The 16,414-nt window shown below is 60.3% G+C and carries 9 protein-coding genes and 3 tRNA genes; 6 read left to right on the top strand and 6 right to left on the bottom strand.

Going from position 1 to position 16,414, the window contains the following annotated elements; all coding sequences use genetic code 11:
• Window positions 1–35: 35 nt before the first annotated feature.
• The 5 genes from serA to ilvD form a co-directional block, all read right to left on the bottom strand.
• A complete protein-coding gene (gene serA / locus AB0P14_RS05735; protein WP_363838896.1) occupies window positions 36–1,631 on the bottom strand; it encodes a phosphoglycerate dehydrogenase in 1,596 nt (531 codons plus the stop codon).
• A gap of 379 nt (window positions 1,632–2,010) precedes the next feature.
• Entirely contained in the window at window positions 2,011–3,036 is a 1,026-nt protein-coding gene (gene ilvC / locus AB0P14_RS05730) for a ketol-acid reductoisomerase (RefSeq protein ID WP_363838893.1), read from the bottom strand.
• A 99-nt stretch (window positions 3,037–3,135) separates the two neighbouring features.
• Window positions 3,136–3,648: an acetolactate synthase small subunit gene (ilvN, locus tag AB0P14_RS05725; protein ID WP_363838890.1), complete on the bottom strand. Its 513-nt coding sequence runs from the start codon at window positions 3,646–3,648 to the stop codon at window positions 3,136–3,138.
• A 2-nt stretch (window positions 3,649–3,650) separates the two neighbouring features.
• On the bottom strand, window positions 3,651–5,540 hold the full coding sequence (locus tag AB0P14_RS05720) for an acetolactate synthase large subunit (protein WP_363838888.1): 1,890 nt from the start codon (window positions 5,538–5,540) through the stop codon (window positions 3,651–3,653).
• A 406-nt stretch (window positions 5,541–5,946) separates the two neighbouring features.
• On the bottom strand, window positions 5,947–7,695 hold the full coding sequence (gene ilvD, locus AB0P14_RS05715) for a dihydroxy-acid dehydratase (protein ID WP_363838885.1): 1,749 nt from the start codon (window positions 7,693–7,695) through the stop codon (window positions 5,947–5,949).
• A 443-nt stretch (window positions 7,696–8,138) separates the two neighbouring features.
• On the opposite strand from ilvD, the gene AB0P14_RS05710 reads away from it, so the two are divergent.
• The 3 genes from AB0P14_RS05710 (at window position 8,139) to bcp (ending at window position 9,405) form a co-directional block, all read left to right on the top strand.
• A tRNA-Lys gene (locus AB0P14_RS05710) sits at window positions 8,139–8,211 on the top strand.
• Window positions 8,212–8,279: 68 nt separating this feature from the next.
• Window positions 8,280–8,352: transfer RNA gene (locus AB0P14_RS05705), tRNA-Lys, on the top strand.
• Window positions 8,353–8,928: 576 nt separating this feature from the next.
• Complete coding sequence (bcp, locus tag AB0P14_RS05700; RefSeq protein WP_363838882.1) at window positions 8,929–9,405, top strand: thioredoxin-dependent thiol peroxidase; 477 nt, start codon at window positions 8,929–8,931, stop codon at window positions 9,403–9,405.
• A 102-nt stretch (window positions 9,406–9,507) separates the two neighbouring features.
• On the opposite strand, the gene AB0P14_RS05695 is transcribed toward bcp, so the two are convergent.
• A tRNA-Leu gene (locus AB0P14_RS05695) sits at window positions 9,508–9,589 on the bottom strand.
• Window positions 9,590–9,743: 154 nt separating this feature from the next.
• On the opposite strand from AB0P14_RS05695, the gene AB0P14_RS05690 reads away from it, so the two are divergent.
• From AB0P14_RS05690 to AB0P14_RS05680, 3 genes are all read left to right on the top strand, one after another.
• A complete protein-coding gene (locus AB0P14_RS05690; RefSeq protein WP_363838879.1) occupies window positions 9,744–11,432 on the top strand; it encodes an ABC transporter substrate-binding protein in 1,689 nt (562 codons plus the stop codon).
• Between the two features lie 83 nt (window positions 11,433–11,515).
• The gene (locus tag AB0P14_RS05685) at window positions 11,516–13,003 is read left to right on the top strand and encodes a malate:quinone oxidoreductase (protein WP_363838877.1); all 1,488 of its coding nucleotides are present in this window, start codon (window positions 11,516–11,518) and stop codon (window positions 13,001–13,003) included.
• Between the two features lie 96 nt (window positions 13,004–13,099).
• On the top strand, window positions 13,100–16,405 hold the full coding sequence (locus tag AB0P14_RS05680; protein WP_363838874.1) for an efflux RND transporter permease subunit: 3,306 nt from the start codon (window positions 13,100–13,102) through the stop codon (window positions 16,403–16,405).
• Window positions 16,406–16,414 lie beyond the last annotated feature (9 nt).

The raw sequence follows: 16,414 nt of genomic DNA, 5'->3' as shown, positions 1-16,414 counted from the left end.
GTGGGAACGCCGCCGTCGTTTGTGAAAAGGGAAGGTTAGTCTTCCAGGTCGACCTCGCGGGCCATGGTGGCGCCGATTTCGGTGCGGATGGAATCCAGCAGCGCCTGCGGTACGGAGCTGTCAACCGTGATGAGGGCCAGCGCCTGGCCACCTTCGGTATGGCGGGCAACCTGCATGCCGGCGATGTTGACGTTGTTCTCGCCGAGGAGGCGGCCCAAGGAACCGACCACGCCGGGACGGTCGGCGTAAGAGATCACCAGGAGGTGATCACTCATGGGGATTTCGAGTTCGTAGCCGTTGACAGCGACGATCTTCTGGATCTGTTTCGGGCCGGTCAGGGTACCCGATACGGAGATCTGCGAATCGTCGGACAGGGCGCCGCGGATGGTCAGCACGTTGCGGTAGTCGGCTGATTCCAGCGTGGTGATCAGGTTGGTTTTGATACCGCGCTGTTCGGCCAGAATCGGTGCGTTGACGTAGGAGACCTGCTCGGAGACGACGTCCTTGAAGACGCCCTTCAGAGCAGAGAGTTCCAGTGCCTTGACGTCGAGGGCGGCAATTTCACCGGCAATTTCGACGTCGATCTGGGTGACCGAGGCGTGGGTCAGCGCGGTGAAGATGCGGCCCAGCTTCTCGATCAGCGGGATGCCCGGGCGGACGTCGGCGGCAATGACGCCACCGGCAACGTTCACGGCATCCGGAACCAGCTCGCCGGCAAGTGCCAGACGAACAGACTTGGCGACGGAGACGCCGGCCTTTTCCTGAGCCTCGTCGGTGGATGCACCCAGGTGCGGGGTGGCGATGACGTTGTCGAGTTCCAGGAAGTCGACGTCGGTGGCCGGCTCCTTGACGAACACGTCAATGCCGGCGCCGGCGATTTCGCCTTCGCGCAGCGCAATGTTCAGGGCTGCCTCGTCAATGAGACCGCCGCGGGCCACGTTGATGACGTAGGCGCTCTTCTTCATCTTTGCAAAAGCCTCAGTGCTGATCATGCCCAAGGTTTCGGGCGTGCGCGGCATGTGGATTGTGATGAAGTCGGACTGTTCCAGCAGCTCGTCCAGGGAGAGCAGCTGCACGCCGAGGCTGGCGGCGCGGGCGCTGGTGACGTAGGGATCGTAAGCAACGATCTCCATGCCAAAGGCCTTGGCACGTTCGGTAATCAGGGCGCCAATGCGGCCCAAGCCGATGATGCCGAGCTTCTTTTCCAGCAGTTCGGTGCCGGTGTACTTGGAGCGCTTCCACTCCCCGTTCTTCAGGGCGGTGCTGGCAGCCGGGATGTGGCGGGCCAGGGAAAGAATGTGGCCGATGGTCAGCTCGGCTGCGGAGACAATGTTCGAGGTAGGTGCATTCACGACCATGACGCCAGCCTGTGTTGCGGCCTTGATGTCAACGTTGTCCAGCCCCACACCGGCACGTGCGATCACCTTCAAGTTCTTCGCTGCGGCAATCGCTTCAGCATCCACCTGAGTTGCGGAGCGAACCAGGATCGCATCGACGTCAACAATGGCGGACAGCAGCGCGGAACGGTCCGCGCCGTCAGCATGGCGGATCTCGAAATCGGGACCCAATGCCTCGATCGTGGCGGGAGAAAGTTCCTCAGCGAGGAGTACTACTGGCTTGGTGGCTGTCACCGGTGACCTCTTTAGCTCTCGTTAGTGTTCTTGTGGGGATTTTGGTGAATGGTTCTCATGCTGCGAATTCAGCAGAAAAGCCGGACTCCAGTTTATGGGAGACCGGCTTCGGTGCCGTAACAAATACCGGGAAGTGCGACGCAAGCGACATAAATCACATGATCCATGCCACCTTTGTTCATCTAGTTGCGCTCTTAATGCACGACGGCGCCTGCCGCGCCCGTGCGGGTCCGGCAGGCGCCGTCGGAAGTGCTTAGACCCACGCTAGAAGCGTTTGGGCCCACGCGCCCGAGCCCGAGGGCCCAAACGTTGGGCCCACGCTTGCCAGGTTCCCGAGCAGAGACGCGCCAGCAGCTCTACTCGGGCCGGCAAGTGGGGATTAGCGGGCTACGGAGCCTTCGGTGTAATCGTCGCTGTTGCTGATCCAGGAGAAGAGTCCACGCAGTTCGCGGCCGGTGGCCTCGATGGGGTGCTCTTCGCCCTTCTTGCGCAGCGCCTTGAATTCAACGCCGCCGTTGTCCTGGTCCTCGATGAAGCGCGTTGCGAAAGCACCGCTCTGGATGTCGGCCAGAACAGCCTTCATGTTTTCCTTCACCTCGGGGGTGATGACGCGCGGGCCGGAGACGTAGTCGCCGTACTCTGCGGTGTCAGAAACGCTCCAGCGCTGCTTGGCAATGCCACCTTCCCACATGAGGTCAACGATGAGCTTGAGCTCGTGCAGTACCTCGAAGTAGGCGATTTCCGGCTTGTAGCCGGCTTCGGTCAGAACTTCAAAGCCGTACTGAACCAGCTGTGAGGTACCGCCACAGAGAACTGCCTGCTCGCCGAAGAGATCGGTTTCGGTCTCTTCGGTGAAGGTGGTCTCGATGACGCCGGCGCGCGTTCCGCCGATGCCCTTGGCGTAGGACAGGGCCAGAGCCTTGGCATTACCTGTGAAGTCCTGCTCAACAGCGATCAGGTCGGGGATGCCACGGCCGGCTTCGAATTCGCGGCGTACGGTGTGACCCGGAGCCTTCGGAGCAACCAGAGCCACGTCAACATCAGCCGGGGGCGTGATGTAGCCGAAGCGGATGTTGAAGCCGTGGCCGAAGAACAGGGCGTCGCCAGCCTTCAGGTTCGGTGCAATGTCCTCGGCGTAGACGAAGCGCTGAACCTGGTCCGGGGTCAAGATCATGATCAGGTCGGCTTCGGCGGTTGCTTCTGCAACGCTGAGTACGCGCAGGCCCTCTGCCTCTGCCTTAGCGATGGACTTGGAGCCCGCCTTGAGGCCGACGCGTACGTCAACACCGGAATCGCGCAGGCTCAGTGCGTGGGCGTGGCCCTGGCTGCCGTAACCAATAACGGCGACCTTGCGACCCTGGATGATGGACAGGTCGGCGTCGTCGTCGTAGTACATGTCAGTCACTGTGGAACTCCTTGAATAACGTGAATAAATGGGGTGTTGCATCATGGATAAGTATTTCGCCCAGAACCCCTGACTTGCCGGGTTCTGGTGGGCCGTGCGCTAGGAAGCGCGCAGTGCCCGGTCGCTCATGGAACGGGTTCCCCGCCCAATGGCCAAGGTGCCGGATTGCACAATTTCCCGGACCCCGAAGGGTTCCAAGACGTTGAGCAAGGCTGCTAGCTTGTCAGCGTAGCCGGTGGCTTCAATGGTCAATGAGTCTGTGGACACATCAACCACGGAAGCCCGGAAGAGATCTGCAGCTTGGGTTACTTGCAGTCTCGTAGCGGCATCCGCACGCACCTTGACCAGGATGTGGTCCCGCTGCACGGAATTCTCTGCAACCAGTTCAACGATCTTGATGACGTTGACTAGTTTGTTCAGCTGTTTGGTGACTTGTTCAATCAAGTCACCGTCTGCGTCAACCACCACTGTCATGCGGGAAATCCCGTCAATCTCGGTGGGGCCAACGGCAAGTGAGTTGATATTGAAGGCGCGGCGGGCAAACATGCTGGCCACGCGGGTCAATACGCCGGGCTTATCTTCAACCAGTACGGAAAGAGTATGTCGAGTCATTTCTAGTCCTCCTCGTCCCACACCGGGGTCATGTTCCGGGCAACCTGAATCTGATCATTGCTGACCCCTGATGGCACCATCGGCCACACCATGGAATCGGGGCTGACCACGAAGTCGATGATGACGGGGCGGTCATTGATAGCCAAGGCAGCCTGGATGGTTGCGTCAATGTCCTCGACGCGTTCGCAGCGCAAACCGACACAGCCGTAGGCGTCTGCCAACTTCACAAAGTCGGGGACACGAATGGTGTCGTGACCGGTGTTCAGATCGGTGTTGGAGTAGCGACTGTTGTAGAACAGCGTCTGCCACTGGCGCACCATGCCCAAGGAGGAGTTGTTGATGATGGCAACCTTGATCGGAATGTTGTTGATCCGACACGTTGCCAATTCCTGGTTGGTCATCTGGAAGCAGCCGTCACCGTCGATGGCCCAGACCACGCGGTCCGGGTTACCCACCTTGGCACCCATGGCTGCGGGAACCGAGTAGCCCATGGTTCCGGCACCACCGGAGTTCAGCCAGGAACGGGGACGCTCGTACTTGATGAACTGTGCGGCCCACATCTGGTGCTGGCCAACGCCGGCAACGTAGACCCCTTCAGGACCGGTCAGTTCACCAATACGTGAGATGACGCGCTGCGGGGACATGAGCCCGTCTTCGGGTTCGGTCCAGCCCAGCGGGTAGGTGTCGCGCAGGTTGCCCAGGAACGCCCACCAATCGCCGAGATCAGGGGTCCCGTTGCTCTCAAATTCCGTCTTCACGGCGGCACTCAGGTCCGGAATGATTTCCTTCAGTGAACCAACAATCGGCACATCAGCCGTGCGGTTCTTGGAAATTTCTGCCGGGTCAATATCGGCGTGGATGACCTTGGCGTGCGGGGCGAAGCTGCTCAGGACGCCTGTGACACGATCGTCAAAGCGCGCACCCAAGGTGATGAGCAGATCGGATTGCTGCAAGGCGGTCACGGCCGAAACCGTGCCGTGCATGCCGGGCATGCCGACGTGCAGAGTGTGCGAATCCGGGAAGGCGCCGCGGGCCATCAGCGTGGTGACCACGGGAGCGCCGGTCAGTTCGGCCAGAATCAGCAGCTCTTCGGATGCATTGGCCTTGATCACGCCACCACCGACGTACAGTACGGGCTTCTTGGCTTCGCGAATCAGGCGTGCAGCTTCACGCAACTGCTTCGAGTGACCGCGGAACACGGGGCGGTAGCCGGGCAGGTCAATGACCGGCGGCCAGGAGAAGGTCATCTGAGCCTGCTGCGCGTCCTTGGCGAAGTCCACCAGCACGGGGCCGGGGCGACCGGTCGAGGCGAGGTGGAATGCCTCGGCCATCACGCGAGGGATGTCATTGGGGTCCGTCACCAGGTACGAGTGCTTGGTGATCGGCATGGTGATACCAACAATGTCGGCCTCCTGGAAGGCGTCGGTGCCGATCACGGTGCTGGAAACCTGGCCGGTAATGGCCACCAGGGGAACCGAGTCCATGTGCGCATCCATGATGGCGGTGACCAAGTTGGTGGCACCTGGACCGGAGGTGGCGATACACACGCCAACATCTCCGGTGACCATGGCGTAACCCTGTGCAGCGTGGCCCGCACCCTGTTCGTGGCGCACCAGAATGTGGTTCAGATCCGATGCCATCAGCGGGTCATACGTAGGAAGAATGGCGCCACCAGGCAATCCGAAGATGTCCTTGACACCTAGCTCTTCAAGTGAACGGACAAGCGCCTCGGAGCCGGTCATCTGGATGGGAGCCACAACATTGTTGGGACCCACGACGGCGGATGCCGGGCTTACGGTGCTGACCACACCGGAGTGGGTGCTCGCTTGTGCACCGTGCCCGGGGGACTTGGCTGCCATCAGCGCTGGGCTGGCGGGCGTTCCTTTGCTCATCGGTTCTTCCTTTGGGGAACTCATGCTTGGGTAATTCTTCTGTAGCTGCGTTTGGTGCAGGGTGGATCACGCAGTATTACAAGTTGCCGCTGGTGGTGGAAACAAAAAAACCCCTCTTGCCCATAAGGCGTTCATCGAGGGGTTTGCACGTGTTGTGGCGTTCTTTCATCTAAAGAAAGCCACAAGCCAATAACCATGGGTGTGGTCATTGCGCGTCACGTGCTAGCTAATGACGGCTAGGAGCTCTCGTTGCATGTGTTTAGTCTCCCGTTTATGGCTCTTGAGTGTCAAACGCGCCACACCGGCATCTCACTATTTGGACATGGTGTCCACTCTGTGGTCATGGCGCCGCTCATCCCTGAGATTCCGGGGCTGAAGAGACGATTCCGGGGCTGCAGAGGCAGGGCTAGCTGCAGTAGGCGCCGGTTGAGGCACTGTTGACGAGCTTTGCGTACTTGGCCAGGACACCCGTAGTGAACTTGGCCGGCAGCGGTTCCCAGCCCACCCTGCGCGCTTCGAATTCCGATTCCTCCACCAGTAGATCAAAGGTACGCGCAGCAATATCCACGCGAATCTTGTCTCCGTCGCGCACAAAGGCGATGGGCCCGCCGTCGACCGCTTCAGGGGCAACGTGGCCAATACATAGCCCGGTAGTACCTCCGGAGAAACGCCCATCGGTCAACAGCAGCACGTCCTTGCCGAGTCCGGCACCCTTGATGGCGCCGGTGATGGCGAGCATCTCGCGCATGCCCGGGCCACCCTTGGGACCCTCATAACGGATCACCACCACGTCTCCTGCGTGGATCTCCCCGCGGTCAAGGGCTTCCAGTGCCCCCTGCTCGCGTTCAAACACTCGCGCAGAACCCTCAAAAACGTCCAGGTCGAAGCCCGCACTCTTCACCACTGCGCCGTCGGGGGCCATGGAGCCGTGCAAGATGGTGATGCCACCGGTCTTGTGGATGGGGTTGTTCATGGCGCGCAGAACCTTGCCGTCAGGATCCGGCGGGTTGATCGCGGCCAAGTTCTCGGCCACTGTTTTGCCGGTGACGGTGAGGCAATCGCCGTGGATGAGTCCGGCGTCGAGCAGTGCTTTCATGATGACGGGGACTCCTCCGATCTTGTCGACGTCGAACATCACGTAGCGGCCAAAGGGCTTCAGATCCCCCAAGTGCGGGACCTTGTCGCCGATGCGGTTGAAGTCGGCCAGAGTCAGATCCACCTCAGCTTCGCGCGCGATTGCCAACAGGTGCAGGACCGCATTGGTGGAACCACCGAACGCCATGGTGACGGCGATGGCGTTCTCAAAGGCCTTCTTCGTCATGATGTCGCGAGCGCGGATGCCTTGCTCCAGCAGATGGACCACAGCTTCGCCTGACTTGCGCGCGTACATGTCACGACGGCGGTCGGCGCTGGGCGGGGCGGCCGAGCCGGGGAGGGACATACCCAGCGCTTCACCAATGCAGGCCATGGTGTTGGCTGTGTACATGCCGCCGCAGGCACCCTCACCCGGACAGATGGCGCGCTCAATGGCGTCCAGATCTTTCATGCTCATCTTGCCAGCGGCACAAGCACCCACAGCTTCGAAGGCGTCGATCAGGGTGACTTCTTTTTCCGTGCCGTCCTCCAATTTGGCGAAGCCGGGCATGATGGAGCCGGCGTAGAGGAACACACAGGCGAGGTTCAGCCGTGCCGCGGCCATGAGCATGCCGGGCAGGGACTTATCGCAACCAGCCAGCAGGACCGAGCCATCGAGCCGCTCAGCCATCATGACCGTTTCCACCGAATCGGCAATGACTTCACGGGAAACCAGGGAGAAGTGCATTCCCTCGTGGCCCATGGAAATGCCGTCAGATACTGAGATGGTGCCGAACTGCATGGGGAACCCGTCGGCCGCGAAGACACCTTCCTTCGCGCCCTGAGCCAAGCGGTTCAGCGAGAGGTTACAAGGAGTGATCTCGTTCCACGAGCTGGCCACACCAATTTGCGGCTTCCTGAAATCGTCATCGCCCATGCCGACTGCGCGGAACATGCCGCGAGCTGGGGCGGCGTGAATGCCGTCCGTAACAACTCGGCTGCGCGGCTTGATGTCCGGCTTGCCATCGGGGGTGCGTACAACAGTGTCTTCCGGTTCAACCGGATTAGTCTCGACGCTCATGAGCGCCAGTCTAGGTCCGAAAAGTAAAGTAAGCCACAGTATCGTCACGCAAGTCGGGCCACTGTTGCCGTTGTGACTGCTATTACTGCGCGGACCGTGCCGCTGCCGACCCTTACACCTAGCGTGTCCACTGCGTGCCTCTAGCGCGGCGCCTAGCGTGCCGCCCAGCGCGTCGCCCAGCGCGTCGCCCAGCGCGTCGCCCAGCCAGACACTCCCCCTGAAAGCTCACCGCGAGCTCCTGGCTGAACAATTTCCAAATCAAACGTGGGCCGAGATTCCGCGCAATGACGCGCTTTCTGCGGCCCCAAAGTGTGATCCCTGACGCAAAGTGGCCGAAAAGCTATTTCTCGATTTCACACCCGCCCAAAAAAGCCGTATAGTTTCATGTCGTTGCAAAGAACACGACGGACACAATCTCTCGCGCTTCACCGCAACGAAAAGATGCACCTCTAGCTCAATTGGCAGAGCAATTGACTCTTAATCAATGGGTTTCCGGTTCAAGTCCGGAGGGGTGCACAAAGTAGGGCTGTTCCAACACTGGTAACAACCGGTGTTGGAACAGCTTTTTACTGCAGTAAAAAGATGCACCTCTAGCTCAATTGGCAGAGCAATTGACTCTTAATCAATGGGTTTCCGGTTCAAGTCCGGAGGGGTGCACAAGGGTAAAACCGCTCCAACACTGGCTAGCGCCGGAGTTGGGGCGGTTTTTTGTTGCCCCTTAACCTCTCTAGTTGCCCCTTTGCCCCATTCCTCGGGTTAGCGGCCAAAATGTGTGTACAGCCCGGGCGTGTCAGTGGCTTCCACGATCACCATCTTCGAGTCGCCATATCTGGCCCCGAAAATGCGATTAAAAGGGCCATATCTTGGGACTCAGGGTTAGCGGTAAAACGGGGTTAGGGGTTAGCGGCCAAAATGTGTGTACAGCCCGGGCGCGTCAGTGGGTTCTGCTTCGAAACAGCAGATGATGCGCTGAACCAGCTCGAGACTGCAGAATACGCGACAAATCCGCGGTTTTCATCGCATCATCTGCGTTTTCAAATCCGGCCCGTAACCACATGGAGGCCGCCCCGTCCAGCGCAGCCACCGTCCAGCGTAGCCACCACCAAGCGAGCGCCGCCAATCCCGGGTACCAATTTAGCCCCTGCCGGCAACTCGCCTAGGCTGAATTCAGAGTCCACACCACTTCCCCGACCACGCCCTTGGCGCAGCGACGGGACGAACAAGGAGATCCCCATGACCGAGCGCCTGACCGCCGGAGATCCAGCCCCCACCTTTAGCCTGCCCAACGCTGATGGTGGCACCACCTCATTGGCCGACTTTGCTGGCCGCAAGCTCATTGTTTTCTTCTACCCTGCCGCCATGACACCTGGTTGCACCAAGCAGGCCTGCGATTTCCGCGACAGCCTGGCCTCTTTGCAAGCTGCAGGCTACGAAGTAGTGGGCATTTCACCTGACTCAGTGGCCAAGCTGGAAAAATTCGTGGCCCGCGACGCGCTCAGCTACCCGCTGCTCAGCGACGAAGACCACGCTGTGGCCGAGGCCTATGCTGCCTGGGGCGAGAAGAAAAACTACGGCAAAACCTATGAGGGCCTGATCCGGTCCACCATTGTCATTGACGAAGCTGGCGCAGTGGCCTTGGCCCAGTACAACGTGCGCGCTACCGGTCATGTGGCCAAGCTGCGACGCGATTTGCAGCTCGACGCCGCTTAGCCAGTCACCCCAAAGCGGGGTTAGCGGTTAGGCCCCGGGTTAGCGGCCCAAGAAAAAGCAAACGCCCCGCCGATCTTTTGATCAGCGGGGCCTTTGCAACTGTGCGCAAGAGGGGACTTGAACCCCTACGCCCGAAGGCACAGGTACCTAAAACCTGCGTGTCTACCAATTCCACCACTCGCGCAGGTGCATTGAAGCATGAACCATACTACAGCGTGTGAAGCGTACTTTTAACCACACTTCACACCGCGGACACAGCAATCCACCGGCCGCCCCCAGAATGTCCCACTATGATGAGTGGCTGATGGACAGTCCGTGCTGCAAGGAGAACCCCGAACGTGCCTAGCCCTGCCAGCCCACTGCGCATGGTGATCCAGCGAGCGTTGGCTCTGTCCGCCGTCGTTCTTCTGGGCGTCACGGCCTGCACCGCGGCACCTCCCGTTCTCCCAAGTACGACGCCGGCACCCACCCAGGCGCCTACCCCCACCCTTTTCACGTTCGGTACCGGAACGGACCCGCTGGGTTTTGATCCGGCGCTGGTTTCTGACACGGAGTCGTACCGGGTGACGCGGCAAGTCATGGAGGGTCTGCTGACGGTCAATGCCGTCACGGGCGATCCCGCACCGAGCCTGGCCACGGAATGGACCGAGGGCGATGGCGGGCTGAAATACACCTTTACCCTGCGTCCGGATGTGCTCTTCCACGACGGCACCGCGTTCGACGCCGCTGCAGTGTGTGCCAACTTTGAACGTTGGTACACCATGCCGGTTTCCACGCGCGGCGATGGTTCCTCCTCCATGTTCAAGCAGGTTTTCCGGGCCTTCAGCGATGACTCGGAGAACTCACTGTATGACGGCTGCACCGTTGGCTCTGCACTGCAGGTGACACTCGGCCTGAAAACTCGACTCACCGGGTTCCTTCCCGCCCTGACGTTGCCAGCGTTCGCGATCTCCTCCCCCACCGCGTTGAAGGCCAACACCGCTAATGTGTTGGATCAAACTTTTGCGAGCAACAAGGTCTCCCGTTACGGGCTGCATCCGGTAGGCACCGGGCCATTCACCTTTGCCGAAGCCTCCGCCGGCTCTGTCACGATGAACGCCAATAAGGATTACTGGGGGGAAAAAGGGCAGATCACCACCCTGAAATTCAAGACGTTCGAACAACCGGCAACCCGCCTGGCTGCTTTGGAAGAGGGATCCATTGACGGCTACGACCCCGTCACCCCCGATAACTTGGACAAACTCATCAAGAGCGGCAAACAGGTCCTGCAACGCGATCCCTTCTCCGTCATGTATGTAGGCATCAACCAAAAGATCCCGGTACTCCAAGATGTGAAGGTGCGCGAAGCGATCGCTGCCGCCATTGACAAGTCGTTATTGGCCAGTAACTTCTTCATCGGCGGAACAGCCACTACGGCCCAGTTCATCCCACCCAAGCTCAGCGGTTTCAACAATGCTGTGGAGGGAATTGCTTACGATCCGCAGAAGGCAAAAACCCTCCTCGCCGCCTCCAGCTACAACGGTGAAGAGCTCCCCTTCTACTACCCCACCAATGCCGCACGTACCTATCTACCCACACCGGAAAAGGTCTACGCCCAGATAGCCGTTGAACTCACCAAGGCCGGTTTCAACATCAAGCCCGTGCCCATACCCTGGAATGAGGGCTATCTAACCGCTGTTACCCGCGATGGCAACCACGCCCTGAGCCTCATGGGATGGAATGGCAGCTACGCAGATCCGGATAACTTTGTGGGCCCCCTTTTCGGCTCCCCTGGTGCTGAACTGGGCATGGATGATCCCCAATTGACGTCCAAAATCACCCGTGCCCGCAGCATGCCCAACGGTCCGGACCGCGTTGCCGCCTATGAGTCCATTAGCAAACAAATCGCCACCACGGTGCCGGCCATCCCCATTGTCTTTCCGATCTCTGCCATCGCCTTATCGGACCGGGTGCAAAGCTACCCGCTGAGCCCCGTACTGAACGAAGTCTTCAATCAAGTGAAGCTGGTGACGCCTACCACAGACTAAGGGGAGGCAAGCGCTGATTTATGCATCCGGCGTGTGCCGCGATACGCTTCTAGCGCTAGGAAGAGCCTCTACCGGAGTTGACTGTGACCTTCATTTCGAACACCAAAGACGCTGACGTCGTCCTCATCGGAGGCGGCATCATGAGCGCCACGCTGGGCACCATGCTCAAGCAACTCGAACCAAACTGGAAGATTGTGCTGTTTGAACAGCTCGATACGCCAGGATTGGAATCCTCCAGCCCGTGGAATAACGCCGGTACCGGCCACTCCGCGCTCTGCGAGCTCAACTACTCACCGGCGGCCAAAGACGGCTCCGTAAACCCGGCCAAGGCCATTCACATCAACGAGCAGTTCCAGCTCTCGCGCCAGTTCTGGTCGCATCTGGTGGACGAATCGCTGATTGGATCTCCCAAGGGCTTCATCAACACCGTCCCGCACATGAGCTTTGTCATTGGCGAAGCGCACCGCAAATTCCTCAAGGCCCGGCATGAAGCACTGAAGCCGAACCCGGTCTTCGCCTCCATGGAATACTCCGAGGACCCGGCGACCATCGCCAAGTGGGCTCCGCTGGTCATGAAGGGACGCGACCCCCAGCAATTGGTCTCGGCCACTCGCTCCGCCGAGGGAACCGACGTCGACTTTGGCGCCCTGACCCGGGAACTGATCGGGTACATGGGCAAGAGCGGCGTCGAGATCAACTACGGCACCACCGTCACCGATGTTGCTCGCACCTCCGACGGCGGCTGGGACGTTGCGCTCAAGCACCCCAACTCCGGTGAGTACGGCAAGATCAAGGCCAAGTTTGTCTTCATCGGTTCCGGTGGCGGCGCCCTGCACCTGCTGCAGAAGTCCGGCATCCCCGAGGGCAAGGGCTTTGGCGGGTTCCCCGTCTCAGGCCAGTTCTTCCGTTGCACCGATGAAAAGGTCGCTGCCAAGCACAGCGCCAAGGTGTACGGTCAGGCGTCAGTGGGCGCCCCGCCCATGTCTGTGCCTCACTTGGACACGCGCTACGTTGGCGGCAAGCGCTCTTTGCTGTTCGGCCCGTACGGCGGATTCTCCACCAAGTACCTCAAGACCGGTAGCTATATGGACCTGCCCGGTTCCATCCGTCCCAACAACATCATCCCGATGCTGGCAGTGGGCAAGGACAACCTGGATCTGGTCAAGTACCTGGTCTCCGAAGTCACCAAGTCCCGCGCCGGCAAGGTGGAGGCGCTCCACGAGTACTTCCCCGAAGCCGATGGCAAGCAGTGGGAACTGATTACCGCTGGCCAGCGTGTGCAGATCATCAAGAAGGATGCCAAGAAGGGCGGCGTGCTGCAGTTCGGCACCGAGGTCATCACGGCAGCTGACGGTTCACTCTCTGCACTGTTGGGCGCCTCACCGGGTGCCTCCACGGCCGTGCCGATCATGCTTGAACTGCTGCAGCGTTGCTTCCCGCGCAAATTCAAGCTGGAATGGCAGGATTCATTGCGCACCATGATGCCCACCTACGGCACCAAGCTCAATGACAATGCCGAGCTCTTTGAGAAGAGCCTGGCTGCCACGGCAGCCTCGTTGCAGCTGAAGTAAGAGTAGTAAAAACTGAAGTAGAGACGGCCTGAATTTCGTTTGAACTGGCCCGGGTTCAACCGGCCTGAAGCAGCATGAAGCAGTGGGAGTGGTTTGATGTTCAATTTGGCCAAAATGTCATTGGGGAACCGGGCCCTGATTGCTCTGATCACCATTTTTGCGATGGTGTTCGGGGTGATCACCCTCGGTTCCCTCAAGCAGGAACTCATTCCCAGCATTGAGTTCCCGCAGATCACCGTGGTCTCGGCTATGCCCGGGGCCTCCCCCGCGGTGGTCGACAAACAGGTCAGCGAACCACTTGAGGCCGCCTTGAACGCGGTGGAGGGGCTGGAATCCAGCACCTCCACCTCCCGCAGCGGGGTCTCCACCATCAACCTCGCCTTCACCTACGGCACCAACTTGGACCGGGCCCGGAACCAAATTGACCGAGCCATCTCGAACGTCAGCCAACGACTGCCTGATGGTGTGCAGCCGCAACCTATTGCCGGCAGCATTTCCGATTTTCCCATCGTTTTCTTGGCCGTCTCCTCGGATCAGGACCTCGCTGCTCTGAACACGGATCTGGCGCGCATTGCCGTCCCCAAGCTCTTGAAGATTGACGGCGTCCGCAGCGCCGACGTGACCGGAGCAAACTCCCAACACATCCAGATCCTTCCGGACCCCGCCAAGATGGCTGCCGCCGGTGTGAATCCCGGCGATATCGCCCAAGCGCTGAAAAACAACGGCACCTTGGTCCCTGTCGGTTCCTTGAATACCGATGGCACCACGCTTTCCATCCAGGCCGGTAGCCCCGTCGATTCCCTCGACGCCGTCAAGGCCTTGCCGCTCGGTGGCTCTAGTGCAACCATCCCCACGATCGCCTCGGTGGCAACCGTGACGGTGGCTGATGACCCCACCACCTCCATCACCCGCACCAACGGCAACGCCACGCTGGCCTTGTCCATCACCAAGAAGCCCGAGGCCGACACGGTTTCGCTCTCTCAGCAGGTCAACGAGATGCTGCCCGAGATCGCGGCATCCATGGGCAATAACACCACGTTCACTACGGTCCTGGACCAGGCCCCCTTCATTGAAAAGTCCATCCACGATCTCACCGTAGAAGGCCTGCTGGGGCTCGGCTTCGCAGTGGCAGTCATCTTGATCTTCTTGATGTCTGTGCGCTCCACCCTGGTCACCGCCATCTCCATCCCGCTGTCCTTGCTGGTGACGTTCATCGGGCTCTGGGCCACCGGCTACTCGCTGAACATCCTGACCCTGGGCGCGCTCACCATTGCCATTGGCCGGGTGGTGGATGACTCCATTGTGGTCATCGAAAACATCAAGCGGCACCTCAGCTACGGCGAGGACAAGAAGACCGCCATCCTGGCCGCCATTCGCGAGGTTGCCGCGGCCATCACCGCCTCCACGCTGACCACTGTGGCCGTGTTCTTGCCCATCGCCTTTGTGGGCAGCCTGGCCGGCGAGCTCTTCCGCCCGTTCGCGCTCACCGTGACCTTCGCGCTGCTCGCCTCACTCCTAGTCTCCCTGACCATTGTTCCGGTGCTGGCCTATTGGTTCCTGAAATCCACTCCCGTTGTTTCCTCCAGCCCTACTGCAGCGAACGACGCCGGAACCCCCTTGCGTGGGCAGGCTCTGCTGAGCGCTGTGGAAGAGAAAGAGCGCTCCTCTTGGCTGCAGCGCGGCTACCTGCCGATCCTCGCCAAGACCCAAAAACACCCCGTCGTAACGCTGATTGCTGGTGGCATCATCTTGGCCGCCACGCTTGCCATGACCCCGCTGCTGCCCACCAACTTGCTGGGCGATACCGGCCAGAACAGCATGAGCATCCAGCAGGACATGCCTGCTGGAACTAGCCTCGAGGTCACCAATACGGCTGCGGAAAAAGTTGAAAAAGTCTTGACAGGCATCGAGGGCATCACCGACGTTCAGGTGACAGTGGGCAATGCCTCGGGCGGTTTCTCCGCGCTGCTCTCATCGGGAGCCTCCAGCGCAGCGTTCCAGGTCATCACCGATCCCGACGCGGATCAGGTCGCCCTGCAAGACACGGTACGGACTGCCGTTGCGGGCATCAAGGACGCCGGCACCATCAGCCTCGGCTCTCAAGGTGGTGGCTTTGGCATGTCCTCCACCGTGGATATCACCGTCAAGGCAACCACTGGCGAAGAACTGCAACAAGCCAGTGACGCCCTGGTCAAGGCCATGACTGGGATCCCCGGTGCCCAGTCGGTGGAGAGCAACCTCAGCGGCACACAGCCCGTTGTGCAGGTGAGCGTCGACCGCGCCAAGGCTGTTGCGGCAGGTCTGGATGAACAACAAATTACCGGCCTGCTGGCCGCCACAGTCAGCCCCATTCCGGGTGGCACTGTCCGGATCGACACTACCGATTACAAGGTCCAGATTGGTTTGGGCACCCAGTTTGATTCGGTGGCCGCACTGGCCGCAGCTCAGATTCCTACTGCGGCCGGTCCCGTGCCGCTTTCGCAGGTGGCCACTGTTGCGGAAGTTCAGACACCACTCACCGTGACCTCCTCCAATGGCCAGCGTACGGCGACCGTCTCTGTAGCACCGGAAGGTAATGCCCTGGGTTCGCTCAGTGCAGAGGTGCAGAAGACGCTGGATTCCACCGAGCTGCCTGCAGGCACCATTGCCACTATTGGTGGTGCGGCAACTCAGCAGGCCGAATCATTCCAGCAGTTGGGCCTGGCCATGCTGGCCGCCATCGCCATTGTCTACGTGATCATGGTGGCGACGTTCAAGTCGCTCATCCAGCCATTGATTTTGCTGGTGTCCATCCCGTTTGCAGCCACCGGCGCCATCGGCCTGTTGCTCATCACGGGCATCCCGCTGGGCTTGCCGTCTTTGATCGGCATGTTGATGCTGGTAGGCATTGTGGTCACCAACGCCATTGTGCTGATTGACCTGATCAACCAGTACCGGCAACCAGCCGGCGACCGGCCGGCCATGAACGTTGCCGACGCCATTGAGCATGGCGCCCGTCAGCGTTTGCGTCCCATCCTCATGACGGCACTGGCTACCATCTTTGCGTTGACCCCCATGGCTCTTGGTCTCACAGGTGGCGGCGGTTTCATCTCGCAGCCGTTGGCCATTGTGGTGGTGGGCGGACTGGTTTCCTCCACGGCGCTGACGCTGATCCTGGTGCCGGTGCTGTACCGGTTGGTGGAAGGGCGCAAGGAACGCCATGACCTGATCAAGGCGCTCAAGGTGGTGCACGCCCCGGCCAATGCCGCGCCAGCAAGCAAGGACGCAACCGCTACGGACACAGCCGGCAAGGACACAAGCGCTAAGAGCGCCGCTCCCCAAGAGGCAAAGCCTGTAGCTGAGTTCCAAGACTGGACCACCGGCGCCATCCCGAAGGTGCGGGGCCGACGGGCCGCCGACTGACGGCGCCAC

It is taken from the genome of Specibacter sp. NPDC078709, assembly GCF_040686795.1.
In the GTDB taxonomy this organism is placed as follows: Bacteria; Actinomycetota; Actinomycetes; order Actinomycetales; family Micrococcaceae; genus Specibacter.
Note: the sequence above shows the minus strand (reverse complement) of the source record. Positions and strands in the feature narration are given on the sequence as shown.